We start from the raw sequence: 21,971 nt of genomic DNA, 5'->3' as shown, positions 1-21,971 counted from the left end.
TTGTGGGTGATATCACTAAGCGATAAGATTGAAATTTGATTAATCTAGTAATTTTAAAAGCTTATCCACTGATTATCCGAGAAAACACTAACTTGATACTGGATTTCATCTCGTTTATTGCGCACAAGTTTGTGGTAGACATAAGACTATGGTCTTAATAGCTAAGGGAAATTTAGGCTGCTATTGTAGTTAAAGTCTCTTTACTCCTTTATACCTTGCATGCTGTGGTTTTCGGGAGACGAGACAGCTATTTCACCTGCGAATAGAGAGACCTTACATGAAATATTTACCCGCACTTGGCTTTGGTATCCTATTAGCCTTATTGAGTTTTATCAGCTTCTCATTGGTCGCCAGCGCAGGTTATATGTTGGACATGTTGAGTGCGGTGCCTCACATCTCGCATAACAGTGTGGAGTATCTTTTGTTGGCGGCTCACGATGCGAGTTTGCTGATATTGCTTGCAGGTTTAGTGCTTTATGCTTACCACAGGATCTTTCCTAAACTTCCCTTCGATTGGTTTACCGCTGTGCTTATCCAAATGCCCCTTGGCTTGGCGGTACTGGTGTTAGATGGTTTTACTTTAAACCTGTTTTCATTCAAAGGTTTTGCACTCACGCTGACCACTTTAGCCGCTTCATTTGGGGTGTTAAGCCTCTTTTGGTTGCTTCAACGCAGAGCTAAGCGTTTCGAGGCGAGGTTGAGTAAATAAGCAGAATTTACAGAACATAGCGTAGGCGCAGTGCCGTTTGTTCAACAGGGGATAACGCGAGCCACTGTTCTCGGATTTCCACGGCTTCCTGCGGATAGTCGGTAATGAGCACATCGGCTCCCAGCGCCAACATGCGCAGCATTTGCCGTGGATTATTTACTGTCCATACATGCACTTGCTTACCTCCTTTGTGTGCTCTGGCGATAAATTTTTCGTTAGTAATCGATTGATTGACCGCTAAGAATTGTGTATTCGCCTTAATGGGATCGCCAATGGATTGAGTGACGATAAGGCCAGTGTGAATGGAAGGGTCGAGTCGTTGCACTTCTTCAATGGCTCTTGCTTCGAGTGATGTAATCACCACTTGTTGTGTCATTTTCTCTTGTTGCAATAAGGCGACAACGGCCTGCGCTAAGCTGGGATCGGCTTGATTATATTTAAGCTCAATGTTCAAACCGATTTTGTTGCGTGCCTCATTAAGCATCTCTAGTAGTGTTGGTACGGATTCCCCTGCAAAGGCAGCACTGTGCCAGCTCCCCGCATCAAGCTGTTGCATTTCGCTCGCACTGAGGTTGGCAACTCGCCTGGGATCGCCCGCTATGCGCATCAAATCAGCATCGTGCAATACCATTAAGGTGCCATCGGATGCCGTTTGCACATCGATTTCGGCATAATCCGCCTTTTCTGCAATCGCTAAACGCAAAGCAGCAAGGGTATTTTCTGGTGCCCTAGCAGCGCCAGCACGGTGGGCAGTAATCAGGATGTCATCCCTTTGTGGTTCACTATTGAGGGCATATACCCCTAATCCCAACATGATTAAAAAAGTGCCGATTAACACCCCGCTTATTGTATAAAGCGACAGTTCAGACGTTCTTTTTACCGTTTGTCGCCCAAGGCGTTCTAACCCTGCGGGTTTTTCTCCCAGCTGGCGGTATAACAGCAATATGATAAAGGCTTCGCCAAACATTCCGAGTAAGGACCATGCCGCACTGAGCATAAAAATCAGTGCAGAAACCAGGGCCAATATGGCTAATTCTGCCGAAAGTGTCAGCGTAACCCTATCAAGTAAAGTATCGGTTCCCCAAGAGATCAGCAGTATTAAGGGATACACCAAAGCACCTATCCTCAACCACCAACCCGCAGCGTGCCACATAATCGGGCGTTCATTGCCTGCGCTTAATTGCCAGCTGCGTTTGAGTGCCGTCAAAGCATCGGTCGTTTCACTCACAATAATCGTCAGTGAAAAGGCCGCTTTGGCCCACAGATATAAGGCAACAAGGACATAGATTATCGCTAAGAAGGCCATACTCGTTAAGGCGAGATACCAGTCTATAGGCTTGAAATACAAGTAGTAATTAATATCGTGTCCCTGTAGAAACACGCTGAAAATCAGATATCCTAGCCCGATAAAAGGTACGCTGAGCAGCAACAAGCAAGCCGCATAAATGCTACCAAGGCGAATAAATACGGGTAAGCGCGCAGTCGCGAAAATCAGCGCCCGCACTGGGCCAATGGGAATATCGTATAAGCCAGATGCTGCGAGAATCGTGACTCCAGCACGTTGGGTAAAAAACACGGTAAAGCTGCTGAATAGAGTAATGACCATAAACAGTAAGCCATAGGGAGACATGGCAAAGGCGATTAAGTCGTAATTGGTGATGGTGACATTGCCCGTTTTGGCAATCAGATGGCGCAGTAGCCAGCCAAAAGACGGGACGATAATACCCGCCGACACTAAGGTGAATAACAGTTCAAATTCAATGAGTTTTCTACCGCAGCGACGAATGGCTTTAAGCGTGTCATGCCAGTAACTGTGTTCAGGATTGAGCATGCAGCTTCCTTAATCGTGCGAGTTGAGGACTGTAATTTAGCAGCGTTTCAGGTTGACGGTTAGTCATTCGTGCAATGTTTTAGATATGGGCAAGCCGTTAAAGTCTACTTCTCAATGATTTTACAGAAGACGTATAAGTGACTAATCAAAGTATTGGTTTAGCTGCATGGGCTCAGCCATTGCCTTTGCCAATATCTCGTTGATTCATATAGTGGGCTAATTGTGTCGCATCGGCATGGGGGCTGGCACTTAAGCCGCTGAACACGCCCTGTTGATCGCTCATAGATCTATGCTGACCGAGCTTTTCCTTTGCTTGAATCTCATCAATCACAATCTTAAAGCCGACTATGGCTTGGTGCAGCTTTTGCTGATACTCATCTGGCATAATTTGTTTATCTTGTAATAGCTTGGGCTCGTACTTCGCCACTAATGTGTCCAACATATCTTGGGTTTCGGCATCACTCAGCAGGCTTGCGACACCATAACAATGCACCGCCGCATAATTCCATGTAGGCACTGCAGGTTTAGCGTCATACCAAGTTGGGGAAATGTAAGCGTGTGCACCACTGAAAACCACTAATACCCGCTGTTTTTCAAGCTCTTGCCAATGTGGGTTCGCTCGCGAAACATGGCCGTACAACACGCCTTTCTCTCCCGCTGTTGCATCGAGTACAAAGGGAATATGAGTTGCATTCAGTGAACACGAAACCAGTAAACCAAAGCTGTTTTGTGTGATAAAACCTGTAATGGCCTGCAGATCTGTCATCGCCATATTCTTAGGGGTATACATTGTCATCCTTGGGTTTCAACATGAGTGAAAGCATTATATTACAAGGAAAAAGTCGGGAGTCGATAGGGGATTTAGAGTGTTAGTTTGTGGCTTATTAAAATCAAAATCGTAGGGGCTTAAACTCGGACTCGGAGATTAAACACTCGCATTACTGTGACTCGCAGCAAGTACATCCGTGTATGCTCGAACGTGGCATCCATGCCACGGACGGTCACATCCATGCGAGTGCTTAATCTAGTTAAGACCTGCGTATACATCTAGCCTCGTTAAAATCCGTGAATCAGACTTGCCTAGTCTGGTTCACACGCGAAAACACAGCCATTTTGCGCTGGCTTCGGGTGCCCCATTCCGTGTTTCGGCTCGTTAGCTCAACCGAAAATTCCCACTCCTGCTGCCATACAAATTCTTATCTATTTGCCTATGTTTGGCCTTACCAGAGATCGACTAACAATGTATGGGTACAGTTGTATTTAAATGTAGATGCTTTTGAGTGTTTTTAAGCTCATTTGTTTGCGCATTTTTCCAGATGGTCTATTGGATAGAAATATGATAATTTATTTATAATACAATTAGTTAACAATACGCGTTTTTACTGGTCTAATGAGGTAAACAGCGCAGCGCATAAATACTAAGACGTTATACGCTAATTGAACTTTGTCGCTAACTTTAAGGGGGACACTATGGATGAACTAATTTTAATCAAAGACTTTGTGATATCGACATTAATGGCAGGATTTCTGGCTTATATTGCATACCAGCAATTGGAAACAAATAGAAATAAATTAAAGCTGGATTTATACAATAAAAGATTTGAAGTCTATTCAGTTTCTTTGACGTTTTACCAAGAACTAACAGGCTCTGGTGCATCAAAGGAGCTTGTAAGAGAGTTCATTGAAAAAAAGGAAGCTGCAAAGTTTCTTTTTTCAACGGAACCATCAATATATTCATTATTAGATGAGATGCATGAAAAATCATTTAAAATAAATGCAGTAAAAAAGAACCGTGATGATTTGGTAGATAATATCGAAGTAATGGATTTGTTAGCTAAAGATGCCACGGAAGCTGCAAATTGGTTTGGTCCTGCAATTAAAGAACTAAGCCAAAAAATGGAATTTTTTTTGAATACTTAAAAGCGTATAACAAGTTGCTGCACGCGGACTCGATACAGTTGTCGTGGTTTTTGCTAAAAGAAAAGGCAGCAAAAACAGCACCAACTTACTCGCCTGTGAGCAAGGCGTTATGTTTTTTGAGGAGAGTTGTAAGTGTATAAAAATCCAACTGATTTAGAGTTGCTTGAATGTATTTATAACCACTATAAATCAGAGTTCGCATTGTATGATTCAGATAAAACAATTAGAGCTGGGAAAGTATATGTGCCTATAGACTGCAAGTTCATTGCAGGGAAGTTGCATGCCGACCCAGAATTAGTATTTGGTCGATTGTATTATCACTTAGCTAATGTATACAAATATCAACAATCCAAAGGTGTTGAGGTTAAGTTGTTTGAGTTTGAAGTAGATAAACAACGTCATTGTATACAGTTTCCTGTTTTGGCGTCAGCCGTAGCCAATCTAAAAGCTGAACATCAACGCTATAAACACACGCTTATAGCTTCAATATTCGCGGTAGTAGTAGCTGTCGGTGCTGCGGCAATAACAGCATACGATGTATTTGGCTCCAAAAATGAGCCAGTGAATCACTCTACCCCAGACTGATTCATCACTCCGCTAAAACATGCCCTTAAGCCCTGTTATCGGGTATTGGAGGGCATTTTTTTACCCTAAAATGAATCAAATCTCTTAAGAACTGATTCAAGCTCACTTCATGACGGCACATTATCAACATAACGAGTTTGTGATGGTGGCGCAGTTTCCTGTAACGTAAATTGCATAAGGCTAATGGCTAAATTAGATCGTTTATATGCGCGGGAGTTGATGAGATTAAGCACTGGCATGTAAGGGACCGTTCGTGACAGGGATGTCACGGTCGAGCCCTCAAGGATGAGTTTATGGCGCGTCACTGGAAAGCCAGTGCTTAATCATTTTCTGATTATTTGCACATTGCCGCACACTCAGTACAGGGTTACTTAGTTGACACAATCAACTAATCTCGATATTGTTGATACAGTCAGCTATATCGAGAGCCTTCTATGTCGTCATTGTCACTCAGTGAAACTTTGCACAGATTAGTGCATGCCTACAAAAAGCAATTGCGTAGTGATATTGCTGCACAAGAGATTGATTTACCTGTCACTCATATCCGAGCCTTGAAGGGCGTGTGTCGCAATCCTGAATCGACAGCCCAGTCTATCGCCCTGCGTATGCAGCGGGATAAAGCACAAATTACCCGTGTTCTTAATGAGCTACAGCAGAGCGGGTTGATCACTAAAATCGATAACCCTAAGGATGGCCGCAGCCAGTTACTGCGACCCACGGCTGAGGGGGAAAAGATCATGACTCAGATCAATGCCTCAGAACGTAAAACCGTGGCGCGCATGACGCAGGCGCTCAGTTCAGACGAAGTTGATACTTTTATTAAACTTGCCAATAGGATCAGTAAAAGTGTGGATGATGCCGCTGCCGCCAAAAGTGAAACTGATTGCCTTACTCAAAAAAGACCATCTAGTAAGCCAAAAGATACGGCTGGAAACGGAGCCATTGAGTTGCGCTTAACGGGAGAACACGCCATAGGAGAAAATCATAATGAATAAACCTGCACCACGTGAGCTAGAAGTGATCCGCGCGACTTATATCACTCCGCATATGTTACGCATCACCTTAGGCGGTGCGGGATTGGCTGGATTTCCTGTCGATCAAGAGAGTGCCTATATCAAGTTGTTATTCCCACAAGCGGGTGAGCGTCCATTAATGCGAACTTACACTATCCGCCAGCAACGCGATGATGAAATCGATGTGGATTTTGTGCTGCACGATACTGACGGCCCCGCATCGAGTTGGGCGAAAACGGTGCAGGTGGGCGAACTCATTCAAATTGGCGGACCCGGACTTAAAAAACTGATCAACTTTGAGGCGGATTGGTTTTTACTCGCAGGTGATATGACAGCCTTACCCGCCATTAGCGTGAATCTGGAAAAATTGCCAAACAATGCAGTAGGTTACGCTGTGGTAGAAGTGCTAAGTGAAGCAGATATTCAACCTTTAGTGCATCCTGAACGCGTCGAGCTGCATTGGGTGATCAATCCTGAGGCCGATCCCGAAGGTCGCCCTTTGGTTGAGCGAATAGCCCAATTACCTTGGCTTGCTGGCGAGCCTGCCGTATGGATTGCCTGTGAATTTAATAGTATGCGCGCGTTAAGAAGACACTTTAAGCAAGCGCATGCATTGCCTAAGAGTCATTTTTATACCTCGAGCTATTGGAAAATAGGCTGTAACGAAGGTGAGCATAAGCTGGTAAAGCAAGAAGATGAGCTGTTAGAAAATGGGGCCAGTGTTTAAATTCAGATAAGGTCGCCAAGTTTGATTGAGCGACCTTATCTAACCTTCGCTTATGCCGTTTATGCTGCTGATGCACCTATTATTGATGGATCTATGCTACTGGTGAACTAGCTTGCCATTCTTCACTACATCTTTGCAGGGATTGACGCCGTAGCTGTAGGCCAACTGTGCAGGCGTGGCGATATCCCACAGACAAAAATCGGCTTGTTTGCCAACGACTAAACTGCCAACAGTGTCTTCAATTCCGAGTGCTTTGGCGGCATTTAAGGTGAGTCCTGTTAGGGCTTCTTCTGGTGTTAAACGGAACAAGGTGCAGCCCATATTCAGCATCAACAGGGTTGAGCAAATGGGGGATGAACCTGGGTTAAAATCGCTGGCGAGTACCATAGGTACGCCGTATTGGCGCAATAAATCGATAGGTGGTTTTTGGGTTTCCCGCAAAAAGTAAAAGGCGCCCGGCAGTAGTACGGCGCAGGTGCCGCTTTCACTTAAGGCTTTTACGCCTGTCTCATCTAAATATTCGATATGATCTACAGACTTAGCACCAAGACGTGCGGCCAGTGCACTGCCACCCATATTAGTTAACTGCTCGGCATGGAGCTTAATCTCTAAGCCCGCCGCTTTGGCTGCGCTGAGTACCCGTTCGGTTTGCTCAAGGTTAAAGGCGATATTCTCGCAGAACACATCTACCGCATCGGCGAGGTTTTCGGCGATCACTGCGGGCAGCATCTTATTGATAATTAAGTCGACGTAGCCGTCGCTATTGTCTTTATATTCTGGCGGAATCGCATGGGCGCCAAGGAATGTGGTCTTCACATCTACATGGTGATGCTTGCCGAGCTCGCGGGCGACACGCAGGATTTTCAATTCAGTTTCAGTATCTAAGCCGTAACCCGATTTGATCTCAACCGTAGTCACCCCTTCTTTGGCCAGCGCGTTTAAACGCTGACGGCCGAGTTCAAATAATTCTGCTTCATCCGCTTCGCGGCAAGCTTTAACGGTTGAAATAATACCTCCACCTGCACGAGCAATTTCTTCGTAACTGGCGCCCTGTAGGCGTAACTCAAATTCATTGGCGCGATTACCGGCAAAGATTAAGTGGGTGTGGGCGTCAATTAATCCTGGGGTGATCCAACCGCCTTTGCCCCTGTAAACGGGAATTGACAACACATCGAAGGCGGGCAGTTCGCTGCGGGGGCCAAGCCAAGCAATTTTGCCATCTTTTACTGCGATGGCCGCGTTGGTGATCGAACCATAAGGTGCTGATACGGAAGGGTCCATTGTGGCTAAGTTAACGTCTATCCAAACCTGATCCCAAGACATGTATTCCCCTTGCTGTGCTGGCAGATGTTAACCAAGTGATTAACGGTTTATTAAATTTATGTGAGCTGGCTTGTATTTACTTGTATATACAAGCTAGGATTGTAGCCGCAATTTTGAACGTTTGAAAGAGTGAATAGCACCTAGATTCTAGCGCTTTATATTGAGGAAATGTTTTGGCTACACCTAAGTTTGCAGAAATTAAGCAATACATTATCTCCTCTATCGAGTCGGGTGAGTGGGAAGAGCATGCTCGCGTGCCTTCTGAGAATCAGCTTGCCGATTTGTTTACCTGCAGCCGAATGACGGCGCGACGTGCGCTAACCGAGCTGACGGATAGCGGTGTGCTTGAGCGTTCTCAAGGGCTAGGCACCTTTGTCGCAGGGTGTAAATCCCAGTCGTCTATGTTGGCGATCCGCAATATTGCCGATGAGATAAAAGACCGCGGCCACGGCTATAGCGTACAGCAATGGGCGTTAGAGCAAGTCGCGGCGAGTACGAGTATCGCAATTTCCCTTGGACTTGAGCACGGTGCGACAGTATTCCATTCGATCTTAGTGCATTGCGAGCAGGGCTTACCGTTGCAAGTCGAAGAGCGTTATGTGAATCCCGAGTTGGCGCCCGATTATTTATTGCAGGATTTTACCCAGCAGACACCCCACGAATATTTGTCCCAAGTGGCACCGCTGACCGAGGCGCATCACACGATTGAAGCGATTATCGCCAGTGAAGAATTACAGCAAAGGCTCGAAATCCCCGCCACTGAGCCCTGTTTACAGATTTTACGCCGCACTTGGTCACGCCAAGGCGTCGTGAGTTTCGCAAAATTAGTTCACCCAGGTAGCCGCTTTAAACTCGGCGGCCACTTAACCTTTAGTAAGTAACGCCAGTGGCGTGATCAACAGATGTAAATCAGTAACTTAAATAGCTGCACCCTTATAAGTTAAAAGATAAAAACACAATAAAAATAATAGTGCTAACCCGTATTAGCGAGTTCGAGTTAGTACCACAGGTTGAAAGAGGAAAATTCAATGGATAAGCGCCACGACCCAAGCCGCCGTATTATTGCACCGCATGGCACACAATTAAGCTGTAAGAGTTGGCTCACCGAAGCGCCAATGCGTATGTTAATGAACAACTTACATCCCGATGTCGCCGAGCGCCCAGAAGACTTAGTCGTCTACGGCGGTATTGGCCGCGCCGCCCGCGACTGGGATTGTTATGACAAAATCATCGAAGTCTTACAACGCCTCGAAGACGACGAAACCTTATTAGTGCAATCGGGCAAACCTGTGGGCGTATTTCGCACCCATGCTGATGCACCGCGCGTGCTGATTGCTAACTCAAACCTAGTGCCACATTGGGCTAACTGGGAACATTTCAACGAGTTAGATAAGCTAGGTTTGGCCATGTACGGCCAGATGACCGCAGGTTCGTGGATCTACATTGGTACTCAAGGCATAGTTCAAGGCACCTACGAGACTTTCGTTTCTGTAGCGAAACAGCACTTTGAGGGTATCTCCAAAGGCAAATGGATCCTCACTGGCGGGCTAGGTGGCATGGGCGGCGCGCAAACGCTGGCGGGCACTATGGCGGGCTTCTCGGTGTTAGCCTGTGAAGTCGACGAGACCCGCATCGATTTCCGTTTGCGCACCCGCTATGTCGACAAGAAAGCCACTTCGCTCGATGAAGCATTGGCGATGATTGAAGCGGCAAACCAAGCTGGCAAGCCAGTATCCGTTGGCTTACTGGCAAATGCCGCCGATGTGTTTGCCGAACTGGTTAAGCGCGGCGTTACTCCTGATGTCGTAACCGACCAAACCTCGGCCCACGATCCATTAAACGGTTATCTGCCGCAGGGTTGGACTATGGCAGAGGCCGCAGCTATGCGTAAAACCGACGAAGCTGCTGTGGTTAAGGCGGCAAAAGCCTCGATGGCGGTGCAAGTACAAGCCATGCTCGATTTGCAAACTGCCGGCGCAGCAACGCTCGATTACGGCAACAACATTCGCCAAATGGCGTTTGAAGTGGGCGTTGAAAACGCCTTTGATTTCCCAGGCTTTGTGCCTGCATACATTCGTCCGCTGTTCTGTGAAGGCATTGGCCCGTTCCGCTGGGTAGCACTGTCTGGCGATCCAGAAGATATCTATAAAACCGACGCTAAAGTGAAAGAGCTTATTCCGGATAATCCACATCTGCACAATTGGTTAGACATGGCACGCGAGCGCATCGCCTTCCAAGGTTTGCCTGCGCGTATCTGCTGGGTCGGCTTAAAAGATCGCGCCCGTTTAGCGTTAGCCTTTAATGAAATGGTCAAAAATGGCGAGTTGTCGGCGCCCGTGGTGATTGGCCGCGATCACTTAGATTCTGGCTCTGTTGCCAGCCCGAACCGCGAAACCGAATCTATGCTGGACGGCTCAGATGCGGTATCCGATTGGCCATTATTGAATGCATTACTCAACACCGCTAGCGGCGCAACTTGGGTGTCTTTGCACCACGGTGGTGGTGTCGGCATGGGCTTTAGCCAACATTCGGGTGTGGTGATTGTGTGTGACGGCACAGATGCGGCGGCCAAACGTGTTGGCCGTGTGCTGTGGAATGACCCAGCGACAGGCGTGATGCGCCATGCCGATGCGGGCTACGAGATTGCGAAAAACTGCGCCAAAGAGCAAGGCCTCGACTTACCTATGCAAGAGTAGCCGATGCTAACTTCTTAAAATAACAATAATAACTAAAAGCTTGGAGCTAAAAATATGAAATCTGTGAATCACTTAGTGTTAACGCCGGGTAGCTTGAGCCTAGCGCAATTACGCGAAATCAGCCGCCATAAGCTGACACTCGAACTCGCGCCAGAGGCCATTACCGACATCAACACCAGTGCGCAAATCGTGCAAAAAGTGCTGGATGAAGGCCGTACCGTTTACGGCATCAACACGGGTTTTGGCTTGTTGGCCAATACCAAGATAGCGCCCGAAGATCTGCAATTGCTGCAACGCTCAATCGTGTTGTCGCACGCCGCAGGTACGGGCCAATACATGCAAGACGCCACAGTACGTTTGATGATGGTGTTAAAAATCAATTCATTAAGCCGTGGCTTCTCGGGCATTCGTTTAGAAGTGATTAACTTCTTAATCAGTTTAGTGAACGCCGAAGTGTATCCCTGCGTGCCAGAAAAAGGCTCTGTTGGCGCCTCGGGTGACTTAGCGCCACTGGCGCACATGTGTTTGCCTATGCTGGGTGAAGGCGAAATGAGCTATCGAGGCGAGTTAATTTCTGCCGCCGAAGGTTTAGAAATCGCTGGTCTCAAGCCAATCGATTTAGCGGCCAAAGAAGGGCTGGCCCTGTTGAACGGCACTCAAGCGTCGACTGCGCTGGCGCTGGAAGGGTTGTTCCACGCCGAAGACTTGTTCGCAGCAAGTTCAGTGATCGGTGCCATGAGCGTCGAAGCTGCTATGGGCAGCCGTAGCCCGTTTGATCCTCGCATCCATGCGGCGCGTGGTCAGAAAGGTCAAATCGATTCGGCCATGGTCTTCCGTCATCTACTGGGTGAAGAGTCTGAGATAAGCTTAAGTCATGCTAACTGTGAAAAGGTGCAAGATCCTTACTCACTGCGCTGTCAGCCACAGGTGCTGGGGGCTTGTTTGACCCAAATTCGTCACGCGGCCGAGGTGTTAGGCACTGAGGCCAATGGCGTAACTGATAATCCACTGGTGTTCCAAGACACCGGCGATATCATTTCGGGCGGTAACTTCCACGCCGAACCCGTGGCTATGGCGGCGGATAATTTGGCGATTGCGATTGCCGAACTGGGCTCCATTGCCGAGCGTCGTATTGCACTGCTAATCGATTCTAGCCTGTCGAAATTGCCCCCTTTCCTTGTGAAAAATGGCGGGGTGAACTCGGGCTTTATGATCGCCCAAGTGACGGCGGCGGCATTGGCGTCTGAGAACAAAACCTACGCTCATCCGGCATCAGTTGACAGCTTGCCAACATCGGCAAACCAAGAAGACCATGTTTCTATGGCGACCTTTGCGGCCCGCCGCTTGCGCGATATGAGCGAAAATACCCGTGGTGTACTGGCAATTGAATTGTTAGCGGCGGCGCAGGGTTTAGATTTCCGCGCGCCTTTAGCCCCAAGTGCTGCAGTGGCTAAGGCTAAAGCCGAATTACGTGAAGTCGTCGCTTATTACGATAAAGACAGATACTTCGCGCCAGATATCGAAGCCGCGACAGATTTGTTGTATACAGCGAGCTTTAACACTTATCTGCCAGCAGGAACGCTAGCCAGCTTTTAGGCGTTTGTTTTAGTTTAATGGCTGAACAGGTGTTTACTCCGCGGGAATAGGCTGCACTGAGGCGCTTTTGTTATCGCGCCCAGATTTTGCGCCTCAATGTGCTAAAAATAAGCGTTAAAAGGCAAAATTTAAGGTGCAGGCAGATTGCTTGTGCCTTTTTCTTTGGTTTTTATCTGCTTTTCCTCGATCTTTGTCTTTGCCATTTTGGTGTGTTTAACACCGCAGACTCTGCACTTTTTGCCCTAATCTTTACATTGTCAGTTTTTGTGGCTGTCTATCCCTCTATAAACCGTTACCTTTGTGTTTTTATCCGCCATCATTATGCATATTTGAATGCATATAATAATTTTTAATAACCATAACCCTATGGTGTGGGACAATATGGGGTTGTCATGTTGGACAAATTGTCTTTTGTGGTTTATTGGTTTTTAATTCCTTAAATTGTGCTTTTATTATCATTTGTTGGTTTTTGGTGCTTTATTTGAAATGTTTTTTGGAGTTAAGTTCTGTGGTTGTTTATTTGGGATCTTGATCTCATGTCATTATTTGTTATCTATTTCTTCTTTGGGGATAATCTTAAATTAAGTGTGGTCTTTAGTAGGACTCACTCAATCGGTTGCCATTTTTACCACAGCAACCACTAGACTCATAACGACAAGAGTGTGAGAGGACGCAATGAACAGACGCCAGTTTTTTAGACTGTGTGCTGCCGGAGCTGCCACCTCAGCAATTTCAGCGTTGGGATTGATGTCCGAAAAGGCCTATGCGGCCGTTCGAGAATTCAAACTCATTAGCGCGAAAGAAACCCGCAATAACTGCTGCTATTGCTCAGTGGGTTGCGGATTGCTGATGTACAGCAAAGGAAGTAACGGCAAAAACGCCGAACAAAGTATTTTCCATATCGAAGGGGATGCAGACCATCCAGTCAACCGCGGGGCCTTGTGTCCTAAGGGTGCTGGTCTAGTGGATTATGTGAACAGCCCTAATCGTCTTAAATATCCTGAGTACCGTGCGCCAGGCAGTAATGAATGGACTCGTATCAGCTGGACTGAAGCTTACCAACGCATCGCCCGTCTGATGAAGAATGACCGTGATGCTAACTTGATTGAAAAGAATTCTGCTGGGATGACGGTTAACCGTTGGCTTAGCACTGGGATGATGACCTCGTCGGCGATGCCGAATGAAGGCGGCTATATCACCCAGAAATTTGCACGGGCACTGGGCCTAGTTGCAATCGATACTATTGCGCGTAACTGACACTCTCCAACGGTAGCAAGTCTTGCTCCGACATTTGGACGTGGTGCCATGACCAACCACTGGATCGATATTAAAAACTCTAATTTGATCATTATTATGGGCGGTAATGCTGCAGAGGCTCACCCTGTCGGATTCGGCTGGGTTACAGAAGCTATGCAACATAACAACGCTAAACTTTTGGTGGTCGATCCTCGCTTCACCCGTAGCGCCGCTGTGGCCGATTACTATGCGCCGATCCGCTCGGGCACAGATATCGCCTTCCTGCTCGGGGTGATCCGCTATCTTATTGAAACTAAACAAGTGAACTACGACTATGTGAAGGCTTATACCAATGCCAGTTACATAGTGCGCGAAGACTTCTCTTTTAGTGAAGGTCTGTTCAGCGGTTTCGATGAAGAAACAGATAGCTACAATAAAGAGTCTTGGTACTACGAGTTAGACGAACAGGGTTACGCGAAAATCGATCCTAGCTTCGAACATCCACGCTGTGTGTGGAACTTAATGAAGCAACATGTAGAACGCTATGACTTTGAAACAGTAAGCAATATTACCGGTACGCCGATTGCGGACTATGAGATCGTTTGCCAACAAATTGGTAGCACTCATACCCACGATAGAGCCGCGACCTTTATGTATGCCTTAGGTTGGACTCACCACAGTAAAGGGGCGCAGAACATTCGCTCTATGGCCATGGTGCAGTTGCTGCTGGGTAACATTGGGGTGTTGGGCGGTGGTGTTAACGCTCTGCGTGGACACTCGAACGTGCAAGGCGCGACCGATATGGGTTTATTGTGTCAAAGCTTGCCCGGTTACCTCAAGTTACCGAACGAAAAAGACATTAATCTTAAAACCTATCTCCACAACTATACCCCTGTCGCTCTGCGTCCGGGTCAAACCAACTATTGGCAAAATTACCCTAAATTCTTTGTTTCGCAAATGAAGAGCTTTTGGGGCGATAACGCTACGGTTGAAAATGACTTTGGTTATGACTGGTTGCCGAAATGGGACAAGCAGTACGACTTTACTAAACACTTAGATATGGCTTTCCACGGCGAAGTGAATGGCTACATTATCCAAGGTGTTAACGCCATTAACTCTATGCCAAACCGTAATAAGGTACTCAAAGCCTTGAGTAATCTTAAATACATGGTGGTGTTGGATGCCTTGGCAACGGAAACTGCAACCTTCTGGCAAAATGCCGATGGCTTCAATGAAGTCAATCCCGCTGAAATCATGACGGAAGTGTTCCGTTTACCTACGACGTGTTTTGCCGAGGAAGAAGGTTCCATCGTCAACTCTGGCCGTTGGATGCAGTGGCATTGGAAGGGAGCTAACCCGCCGGGTGAAGCCAAGCCAGATGCTGAGATTCTCTCTGGCGTCTTAATGGCAATGCGTGAACTGTACAAACAAGAGGGCGGTAAGCTGCCTGAGCCAGTGCACGCGATGAGCTGGAATTACCACAATCCTCACTCACCGCACGCTGAAGAAATCGCTCGCGAGCTTAACGGTAAGGATCTCGTGACTCAACGTCAGCTCAGTAGTTTTGCTGAACTGAAAGCTGATGGTAGTACCGCCAGCGCCTGTTGGATTTATGCGGGTTCTTGGACCGAAGAAGGCAACTTGATGGCTCGCCGTGACAACCATGATCCTTCCGGTAAAGGTGTTACTCCGGGTTGGGCATTTGCTTGGCCAGCAAACCGTCGTGTGCTGTATAACCGCGCTTCTTGCGATATCAACGGCAAACCTTGGGATCCAAAACGCACTATCGTCGAGTGGGTTGACGGTAAGTGGCACGGTATCGATGTGGGCGACTTCAATATGAAGTTAACACCACAGGAATCCGCTGGCCCCTTCATCATGCAACCCGAAGGTGTGGGTCGTTTCTTCGCCCTTAAACTATTGGCCGAAGGTCCGTTCCCTGAGCACTACGAGCCGATGGAGTCGCCTATTGGGTTGAACCCGTTACACAAGGTCACCAGTAACCCTGCGGTACGTATGTTACCGGGTGTGAAGGAAACCTTAGGTTCCCATAAGGACTTCCCTTATGTGGCAACTACTTACTGTGTAACTGAACACTTTAACTTCTGGTCTACGCATGCTCGTTTAGCTGCGATTTCTATGCCTGAAACCTTCGTCGAAATCGATGAAATGTTAGCGGCAGAAAAAGGTATCGCCAATGGGGATTGGGTCACTGTCAGCTCTAAACGCGGCAGCATTGAAACCAAAGCTTTAGTGACTAAACGGCTACAGCCGTTAAAGGTAAATGGCCAGTTAGTCCATACCGTCGGGTTACCCCGTCACGGCAGCCATAATGCACTCACTCGTAAGAGTTACTCCTGTAACGTACTCACCACGGAAGTGGGGGATGCAAATACACAGGTGCCTGAGTTCAAAGCATTTTTGGTTAACATCACTAAAGCGGAGGGGATCTGATTATGGCATCACAAGACATTATCCGCCGCTCCGGTACTTCAGCGGTGACGCCTGCGGCAAAGGGGCGTAATTCGTCAGAAAAGGTCGCCAAGCTGTTCGACGCCACTAAGTGTAATGGCTGTAAAGCCTGCCAAGTGGCGTGTTCTGAGTGGAATGATTTACGGGAAGAGGTAGGTACTTTCCAAGGCAGTTACCAAAACCCTATGTCGCTATCGGGCCAATGTTGGACCCTGATGGAGTTCCATGAGGTGATGGAAAGCAACAAGCTGCGTTGGCAATTTACCCACTCGGCCTGTATGCACTGTGCCGACCCTGCCTGCTTAACGGCCTGTTCGACCTCGGGCGCGATTATCCAGCACGCCAATGGTGTGGTGGACTTCGATTCGGACAAATGTATCGGCTGCGGTTATTGCGCCAGTGCTTGTCCCTTTGATGTGCCCAAAATCGATCCTAAGGATAACAAGGCCTACAAGTGCACTATGTGCTCTGACCGCTTGGCTGTGGGATTGGAACCTTCCTGCGTTAAGTCCTGTACCACAGGGGCGCTGCGTTTTGGCACCCGTGAGGACATGTTGTTCTACTCGCAAAAACGGGTCGAAGAACTGAAGGAAAAGGGCTTTGCTAAGGCAGGACTTTATAACCCTGAGGGTGTAGGTGGCACGGGTATGATGATGATATTGCACGATATCAATCAGCCAGAAAGCTACAACATGCCCGATAACCCGCAGATCCCACTGTCACTCACTCTGTGGCAGGACTGGGTCAAACCTTTAGGCACTATGGGCATTCTTGCCACTGCCGCCGTCGCTTGTCTGCATAAGATCACCGTCGGTCGCAATATAGTCGAAGAAGACCAACCGGGTTATCAACCGCCAGAGAAAGAGGCTAAGCAGGAAGAGGGGGCCGACAAATGAGCAAGCATGATAAGCAAGAAATGATAGTGCGTCACAAGCTGTTCGATCGCATCTGTCATTGGTTCATTGTGGCGGTTGGCCTAGTGACATTTCTCACTGGCTTCTCCTTCTTCTATCCGTCGTTTCAATGGCTGGGGGCGATAGCGGGCACACCGCAATTGGCGAAGTTTATTCATCCCATTGCGGGCTTGATGATGTGCTTACCTCTGATGTTGATGTTGGTGCGTTACTACAAACACAACAAATGGGAAAAGCACGACCTCGCTTGGATGCTCGCCATTAAGGATGTGATGTTCGAGAACGAGGAGAAAATCCCGCCTATCGGCCATTACAACCCTGGGCAAAAGGTATTGTTTCGCGCCTTCGTGCTGACATCTATCACTTTAACGGTGACGGGAATCATCATGTGGCAGCCTTACTTTGCGCCCTATTTCTCCGCCACTGTGGTGGGTTGGGCCATTCTGTTGCACGCCATTTGTGCGCTCATCATGTTGATTTTTGTGATGGTGCATTTCTGGATGGCGACATGGGTGGAAGGGTCGGTTAAGGGCATGCTTTACGGCAAAGTCTCTAAGGCTTGGTGCCGCAAACATCACCCTGTGATGTTGGATGAACATTCGGACGTGGAGAAACATTAATGAGTCATACAGCCGAGATACCTCTGGCCCAAGGCAGCGAATCGCCGCTGGAACTTAAACCGTTAAAAGCGGCAGATCCCCAAGCTGTGTATCACAGAAGGGCGCAACGTTTGCTGTCATTGGCCAAGGACTCGCCGCTGGCTGATTACTTTGAGCTATGTCGCCGTTTGGTCTCTATACAGGCCAGGTTAGCGCAGGAGGCTGACTTCGGTAAGCTTCTCGCTTGGGGGAAAGATGAGGCGACTCCGCTTTCCCTGTTGGGCTCAGAGGCAGATAGCTATTGGCAAGGACTGCTACAGCAACTGTTAAGTGATTTGTTGCCGCAGGTGGATGAATCCATAGCTCGGGTAGTGCGTTTGCTGATGCAGCAATCGCCCGAGCAACTGAGTTCTTGGGGGCGTTCACTACGCCAAGGGCATGTCAGTGAAGTGCCTGCCCGTTTTAGCTTATTCATCTGGGCGGCGATGGGCGTTTATTGGTCGCATTGGGCACCTATGGTCATCAAGCGGATGGATCCGTGCAAGGTGGCGCAGCAGAGTATGTGTCCCGTGTGTGGATGTCATCCGGTGGCGAGTGTGATTGTCGATCAGCCTCGAGCTGGTTTGCGCTACCTGCATTGCAGTCTGTGCGAGAGCGAATGGCATTACATTCGCGCCCATTGCACCAGTTGCGGTCAGGACAAAGAGATGACGATTTGGTCGCTAGATGATGCCAAGGCTCAAGTGCGGATCGAAAGCTGCGATGAATGTCATGGCTATACCAAGATGATGTTCGTCGAAAACTCGCCGTCTATGGATGTGGCGGCAGACGATCTCGCAACCTTGATGTTAGACAGTGAGCTAAATGCTAAGGGCTTTGGTGCAACAACACTGAACCCACTGCTACTGGCCCACGAAACCACGTAAGCCACATAGCTTAAACAAATGCGGGAGGGAGTCGGGTTGCTGATCCCTTCCTGCTTTTTATAAACCAATGGCAATAATATAAACAAAATGACACAGATGATGACCCAAGCACCTGAAACACTACAAGTTCTGTACCGAGCTTTGCCTTCAATGGATAGCCTACTTGCAGAGCCTAGTTTTGTGGTATTGCAGCAGTCCTACGGCAAAGCGGCAGTAAAGTCCGCACTGGATACCCAGTTAAAGGCGGCGCGCAGCTTAATTGGCCGTGAGCACCGTTTGCCGACATGGTGTGGCGAGCTTGCGCAATTGCACAGATGTTTGGTTGATCAACTGTCTAACGATTACAGCCACAGCTTAAAACCCGTGTGGAATCTCACTGGCACCATATTGCATACCAACCTTGGCCGAGCGCAGCAGTCAGAAGCGGCAATTCGAGCCGTGACTTCTGTTATGCGCTACCCCACACCGCTGGAGTTTGAGCTTGCGGCAGGTGAACGTGGTCACAGGGATAATGCGATCAGTGCTTTAATCCAGCGCTTAACGGGTGCCGAGGCTTGTTGTGTCGTGAATAACAATGCCGCAGCTGTGTTGTTGATGCTGTCAGCGGTGGCTGCGGGGAAAGAAGTCATCGTCTCCCGTGGTGAGTTGGTGGAAATTGGCGGCGCATTTCGCATCCCTGACATTATGCGCCAAGCGGGTTGCACCTTAGTCGAGGTCGGCAGCACCAATCGGACTCACCTTAAGGATTATGAGCAGGCCATTACTGAAAATACCGCTGCGATAATGAAGGTCCACACCAGTAATTATCATATCAGTGGTTTTACTGCCGCAGTGGAGGAGGCAAGGCTGGGTCAGTTATGCCGTGAGCGTGGCATATCACTCATTTCAGATCTTGGCAGCGGTTCACTTACTGATCTGCGCCGCTTTGGTCTAAAGCAAGAACCTACGCCCCAAGCCATGCTAGCCGATGGAGTCGATCTAGTCAGTTTTTCCGGCGATAAACTATTGGGTGGCCCTCAGTCTGGTTTGATCGTTGGCAAACAGTCGCTGATTAAGCAGTTACAGAGTCATCCACTAAAGCGCGCCCTGCGTTGCGATAAGCTGATTTTGGCGGCGTTAGAAGCGACATTGATCCACTATCTTAACCCTGAAACCTTAGACATTGAGCTGCCTATTATGGCGAAATTTGCCCGTAGCCAAGAGACGTTATGGCAGATTGGTCGTCGCTTACAGCAAGCTTTGGTTCCACATTTTGAACCTTGTTATCGCATTGAGTTAGTCGAGTGCCAAACACAGGTCGGCAGTGGCTCGCAGCCAGATACTTTTTTACCCTCAGTGGCGCTGTGTTTTACCGCACTCAATGGCGGCAGTTTAAGCCTATTAGAGCAACATTTTAAGCAGGCGGCACGGCCTATCATAGGCCGCATGAGTCAGGACCAACTCAGGTTAGATCTGCGCGGTCTTGATAGTGAAGCCGAACTCCTCGCCGAGTTGAGCACTTTAGGTGTGCAGTTGTGATCATTGTGACTGCGGGTCATGTCGATCATGGCAAGAGCACGCTTATTCGTGCTTTGACTGGGATGAATACCGATCGTCTGCCGGAGGAAAAACGCCGTGGTATGACGATCGATCTTGGCTATGCGTTTATGCCACTTCGAGATGGTTCGCGCCTTGCTTTTATTGATGTGCCCGGCCACGAAAAATTTATCAACAACATGCTGGTGGGCGTGAGTCATGCTCGACACGCCCTGTTGGTGATGGCCTGTGACGATGGCGTAATGCCGCAAACCCGTGAGCATCTGCAAATTCTTGCGCTCTTACCTTTGCACAGTTTGACCTTAGTGCTAACTAAGCGGGATTTAGTTGATAGTGGTACGGCGGCACAGCTTGTCGCCGATGGACTTACTTTGCTCGCCGAGTATGGCATTGAGGCCAGTGGTGTTTTTGAAGTGTCGGCGAATGGCACCGCCGACTTAGCATCTCATGGCGTGGCGGCGCTGAAGGCGCATATTCTTGATTTAGGTGAGCAAGAGTCAAAGCGGGCGGAGGATGCCAGCAGCTTTAGGATGACGCTCGATCGCGCCTTTAGTGTTAAAGGTGCGGGTTGTGTCGTGACGGGCACAGTGATCAGCGGCAGCGTATGTGTGGGGGATAGTCTTTTTAGCTCAGGGCAAAAGGCCAAACTCAGAGTGCGAGGCATACATTGTCAGGGACAAGAAGCCCAAAGGGCTGTCACTGGTACACGCGTAGCACTCAATTTAACGGGTGTCGATAACCATAGGGAGCCAGAGCGTGGCGATTGGCTGAGCAGTTTGCCTCAAGCAGAGCTCTGTAGCCGCCCCGTTGTGCACATTCGAGCCTTCGATTTTTTAGGCTGTGAGTCATTAGTGCATTGGCAAAATGTCCACTGTCACCATGGCGCCGATCATACTTTAGGTCGAGTTTCCCTGTTAAATGAAGCTGATGAAGAAGGCTTCTGTCTGGCGGAGTTAGTACTCGAAAAGCCACTACTCCTATGTCAGGACGATCGAATTGTCCTGCGACACATTGGGGGTAAACAGACTTTAGGTGCGGGGCGAGTGTTGGCGTTGAAAGTCCCTAATCGTAAGAAACGTACGCCTGAACGAGTCGCGAGATTACTGCAATTAGCACGCTTGGATAATCCTGCCCATGTGGTGGCTTTACTCGGCCAAACTCAGGCGCTAGAGCTTGATGAAATCGCGTGGCGTTGGCAATTAACCGACGAAGGGCTTGCAATGCTGTTAGCCCAAGCGGGTTTAGTCCGTTTTGGGGCATTTGCTATAGCGACAAGTTTGCTTGAGCAAGAAAAACAACAGTTTATTACTTTACTTAGCGAGTTCCATCAACAGCATCCCGACCAACTTGGGCTTGGGCGTAATCGCCTGCAGCGCATGAGCCATAGCGCTTTGCCGCCCGAATTAGCCAATAAAGTGCTCGACACGCTTTGCCAAGAAGGTCGCATGGTGCTGCGTGGTGCCTTGTTGCAGCTCGCTGAACACAAAATAGTACTAGACGCTGAGGCTCAGCATTGTTGGCAGGCGCTTGCGCCTTGGCTTGCCGAGCAAACCGCCCCCGTATGGGTCACCGAAATGGGCGAATACCTTGCGCTAGAACCTGCCAAATTAAGGTTGTTGTGTTTCCAGCTGGTGCAGCAGGGGTTTATTACTGCAGTGGTGAAAGACAGGTATTTGCTCAGCGAACAAATCTGTTACTACGCCAGCTTAGTGCGTACTCATATTGCAGAACACGGCAAGCTCGAAACGGCAGAATTTAAAGACATGGTTGGGCTTGGGCGTAAGGTGAGTATTCAACTGCTTGAGTTCTTTGACAGAAGTGGTTTTACCCGTAGGAAGTATCGAAGTAATAGCCGAGAAGTTCGGGATGCGGAGTTGTTTTTTTCCCA

The 21,971-nt window shown here is 48.4% G+C and carries 16 protein-coding genes and 1 pseudogene; 14 read left to right on the top strand and 3 right to left on the bottom strand.

Annotated elements, in window-relative coordinates; all coding sequences use genetic code 11:
- Positions 1–277: 277 nt before the first annotated feature.
- Positions 278–709, top strand: coding sequence for a hypothetical protein (locus tag L5L77_RS07720; protein ID WP_113941233.1), 432 nt, complete (start codon positions 278–280; stop codon positions 707–709).
- A gap of 7 nt (positions 710–716) precedes the next feature.
- On the opposite strand, the gene L5L77_RS07715 is transcribed toward L5L77_RS07720, so the two are convergent.
- Positions 717–2,540 carry a glycerophosphodiester phosphodiesterase gene (locus L5L77_RS07715; RefSeq protein ID WP_263185049.1) on the bottom strand — a complete coding sequence of 608 codons (1,824 nt, stop codon included), beginning with the start codon at positions 2,538–2,540 and terminating at the stop codon, positions 717–719.
- Between the two features lie 172 nt (positions 2,541–2,712).
- Positions 2,713–3,330 (bottom strand): FMN-binding negative transcriptional regulator, encoded by a 618-nt coding sequence (locus L5L77_RS07710; RefSeq protein WP_263183237.1) that lies wholly within the window; start codon positions 3,328–3,330, stop codon positions 2,713–2,715.
- Between the two features lie 680 nt (positions 3,331–4,010).
- Here L5L77_RS07710 and L5L77_RS07705 point away from each other — a divergent pair.
- The 4 genes from L5L77_RS07705 to L5L77_RS07690 all read left to right on the top strand — a co-directional run bounded on the left by L5L77_RS07705 (position 4,011) and on the right by L5L77_RS07690 (position 6,785).
- Positions 4,011–4,460 (top strand): hypothetical protein, encoded by a 450-nt coding sequence (locus L5L77_RS07705; RefSeq protein ID WP_212600833.1) that lies wholly within the window; start codon positions 4,011–4,013, stop codon positions 4,458–4,460.
- Between the two features lie 132 nt (positions 4,461–4,592).
- The gene (locus L5L77_RS07700; RefSeq protein ID WP_212600832.1) at positions 4,593–5,045 is read left to right on the top strand and encodes a hypothetical protein; all 453 of its coding nucleotides are present in this window, start codon (positions 4,593–4,595) and stop codon (positions 5,043–5,045) included.
- Between the two features lie 434 nt (positions 5,046–5,479).
- On the top strand, positions 5,480–6,040 hold the full coding sequence (locus L5L77_RS07695) for a MarR family winged helix-turn-helix transcriptional regulator (RefSeq protein ID WP_263183235.1): 561 nt from the start codon (positions 5,480–5,482) through the stop codon (positions 6,038–6,040).
- The gene (locus L5L77_RS07690) at positions 6,033–6,785 is read left to right on the top strand and encodes a siderophore-interacting protein (protein ID WP_263185048.1); all 753 of its coding nucleotides are present in this window, start codon (positions 6,033–6,035) and stop codon (positions 6,783–6,785) included. Before L5L77_RS07695 ends, L5L77_RS07690 begins: the two co-directional genes overlap by 8 nt.
- A 96-nt stretch (positions 6,786–6,881) precedes the next feature.
- On the opposite strand, the gene hutI is transcribed toward L5L77_RS07690, so the two are convergent.
- A complete protein-coding gene (gene hutI / locus L5L77_RS07685) occupies positions 6,882–8,108 on the bottom strand; it encodes an imidazolonepropionase (RefSeq protein ID WP_263185047.1) in 1,227 nt (408 codons plus the stop codon).
- A 173-nt stretch (positions 8,109–8,281) separates the two neighbouring features.
- On the opposite strand from hutI, the gene hutC reads away from it, so the two are divergent.
- From hutC to selB, 9 genes and pseudogenes are all read left to right on the top strand, one after another.
- Positions 8,282–8,989, top strand: a complete 708-nt coding sequence (hutC, locus tag L5L77_RS07680; RefSeq protein ID WP_263185046.1) for a histidine utilization repressor — start codon at positions 8,282–8,284, stop codon at positions 8,987–8,989.
- Between the two features lie 147 nt (positions 8,990–9,136).
- Complete coding sequence (gene hutU, locus L5L77_RS07675) at positions 9,137–10,804, top strand: urocanate hydratase (protein ID WP_263183228.1); 1,668 nt, start codon at positions 9,137–9,139, stop codon at positions 10,802–10,804.
- Positions 10,805–10,858: 54 nt separating this feature from the next.
- Positions 10,859–12,400, top strand: coding sequence for a histidine ammonia-lyase (gene hutH, locus L5L77_RS07670; RefSeq protein WP_212600828.1), 1,542 nt, complete (start codon positions 10,859–10,861; stop codon positions 12,398–12,400).
- 675 nt (positions 12,401–13,075) lie between these two features.
- Entirely contained in the window at positions 13,076–16,090 is a 3,015-nt protein-coding gene (fdnG, locus tag L5L77_RS07665) for a formate dehydrogenase-N subunit alpha (RefSeq protein ID WP_173496974.1), read from the top strand.
- Between the two features lie 2 nt (positions 16,091–16,092).
- The gene (gene fdxH, locus L5L77_RS07660) at positions 16,093–17,004 is read left to right on the top strand and encodes a formate dehydrogenase subunit beta (protein WP_317629705.1); all 912 of its coding nucleotides are present in this window, start codon (positions 16,093–16,095) and stop codon (positions 17,002–17,004) included.
- Positions 17,001–17,642 (top strand): formate dehydrogenase subunit gamma, encoded by a 642-nt coding sequence (locus tag L5L77_RS07655; protein ID WP_105250947.1) that lies wholly within the window; start codon positions 17,001–17,003, stop codon positions 17,640–17,642. The genes fdxH and L5L77_RS07655 overlap by 4 nt, the downstream gene beginning before the upstream one ends.
- Complete coding sequence (gene fdhE, locus L5L77_RS07650) at positions 17,642–18,547, top strand: formate dehydrogenase accessory protein FdhE (RefSeq protein WP_219254664.1); 906 nt, start codon at positions 17,642–17,644, stop codon at positions 18,545–18,547. Before L5L77_RS07655 ends, fdhE begins: the two co-directional genes overlap by 1 nt.
- A gap of 96 nt (positions 18,548–18,643) precedes the next feature.
- Positions 18,644–20,065, top strand: coding sequence for an L-seryl-tRNA(Sec) selenium transferase (gene selA / locus L5L77_RS07645; RefSeq protein WP_263185065.1), 1,422 nt, complete (start codon positions 18,644–18,646; stop codon positions 20,063–20,065).
- A pseudogene (gene selB / locus L5L77_RS22780) lies at positions 20,062–21,909 on the top strand (selenocysteine-specific translation elongation factor); the annotation flags it as partial. The gene selA and the pseudogene selB, both read left to right, overlap by 4 nt.
- Between the last annotated feature and the right edge of the window lie 62 nt (positions 21,910–21,971).

Source organism: Shewanella sp. SM29 (assembly GCF_025654245.1).
In the GTDB taxonomy this organism is placed as follows: domain Bacteria; phylum Pseudomonadota; class Gammaproteobacteria; order Enterobacterales; family Shewanellaceae; genus Shewanella; species Shewanella oncorhynchi.
The sequence above is the reverse complement of the archived record's forward strand: the minus strand, read 5'-3'. Positions and strand labels throughout refer to the sequence as shown.

Bases quoted from the DNA above. Each gene is read 5' to 3' on its own strand.
- L5L77_RS07720 (WP_113941233.1), top strand. From the start codon at position 278: ATGAAATATTTACCCGCACTTGGCTTTGGTATCCTATTAGCCTTATTG.
- L5L77_RS07715 (WP_263185049.1), bottom strand. From the start codon at position 2,540: ATGCTCAATCCTGAACACAGTTACTGGCATGACACGCTTAAAGCCATT.
- L5L77_RS07710 (WP_263183237.1), bottom strand. From the start codon at position 3,330: ATGTATACCCCTAAGAATATGGCGATGACAGATCTGCAGGCCATTACA.
- L5L77_RS07705 (WP_212600833.1), top strand. From the start codon at position 4,011: ATGGATGAACTAATTTTAATCAAAGACTTTGTGATATCGACATTAATG.
- L5L77_RS07695 (WP_263183235.1), top strand. From the start codon at position 5,480: ATGTCGTCATTGTCACTCAGTGAAACTTTGCACAGATTAGTGCATGCC.
- L5L77_RS07690 (WP_263185048.1), top strand. From the start codon at position 6,033: ATGAATAAACCTGCACCACGTGAGCTAGAAGTGATCCGCGCGACTTAT.
- hutI (WP_263185047.1), bottom strand. From the start codon at position 8,108: ATGTCTTGGGATCAGGTTTGGATAGACGTTAACTTAGCCACAATGGAC.
- hutU (WP_263183228.1), top strand. From the start codon at position 9,137: ATGGATAAGCGCCACGACCCAAGCCGCCGTATTATTGCACCGCATGGC.
- hutH (WP_212600828.1), top strand. From the start codon at position 10,859: ATGAAATCTGTGAATCACTTAGTGTTAACGCCGGGTAGCTTGAGCCTA.
- fdxH (WP_317629705.1), top strand. From the start codon at position 16,093: ATGGCATCACAAGACATTATCCGCCGCTCCGGTACTTCAGCGGTGACG.
- L5L77_RS07655 (WP_105250947.1), top strand. From the start codon at position 17,001: ATGAGCAAGCATGATAAGCAAGAAATGATAGTGCGTCACAAGCTGTTC.
- fdhE (WP_219254664.1), top strand. From the start codon at position 17,642: ATGAGTCATACAGCCGAGATACCTCTGGCCCAAGGCAGCGAATCGCCG.
- selA (WP_263185065.1), top strand. From the start codon at position 18,644: ATGATGACCCAAGCACCTGAAACACTACAAGTTCTGTACCGAGCTTTG.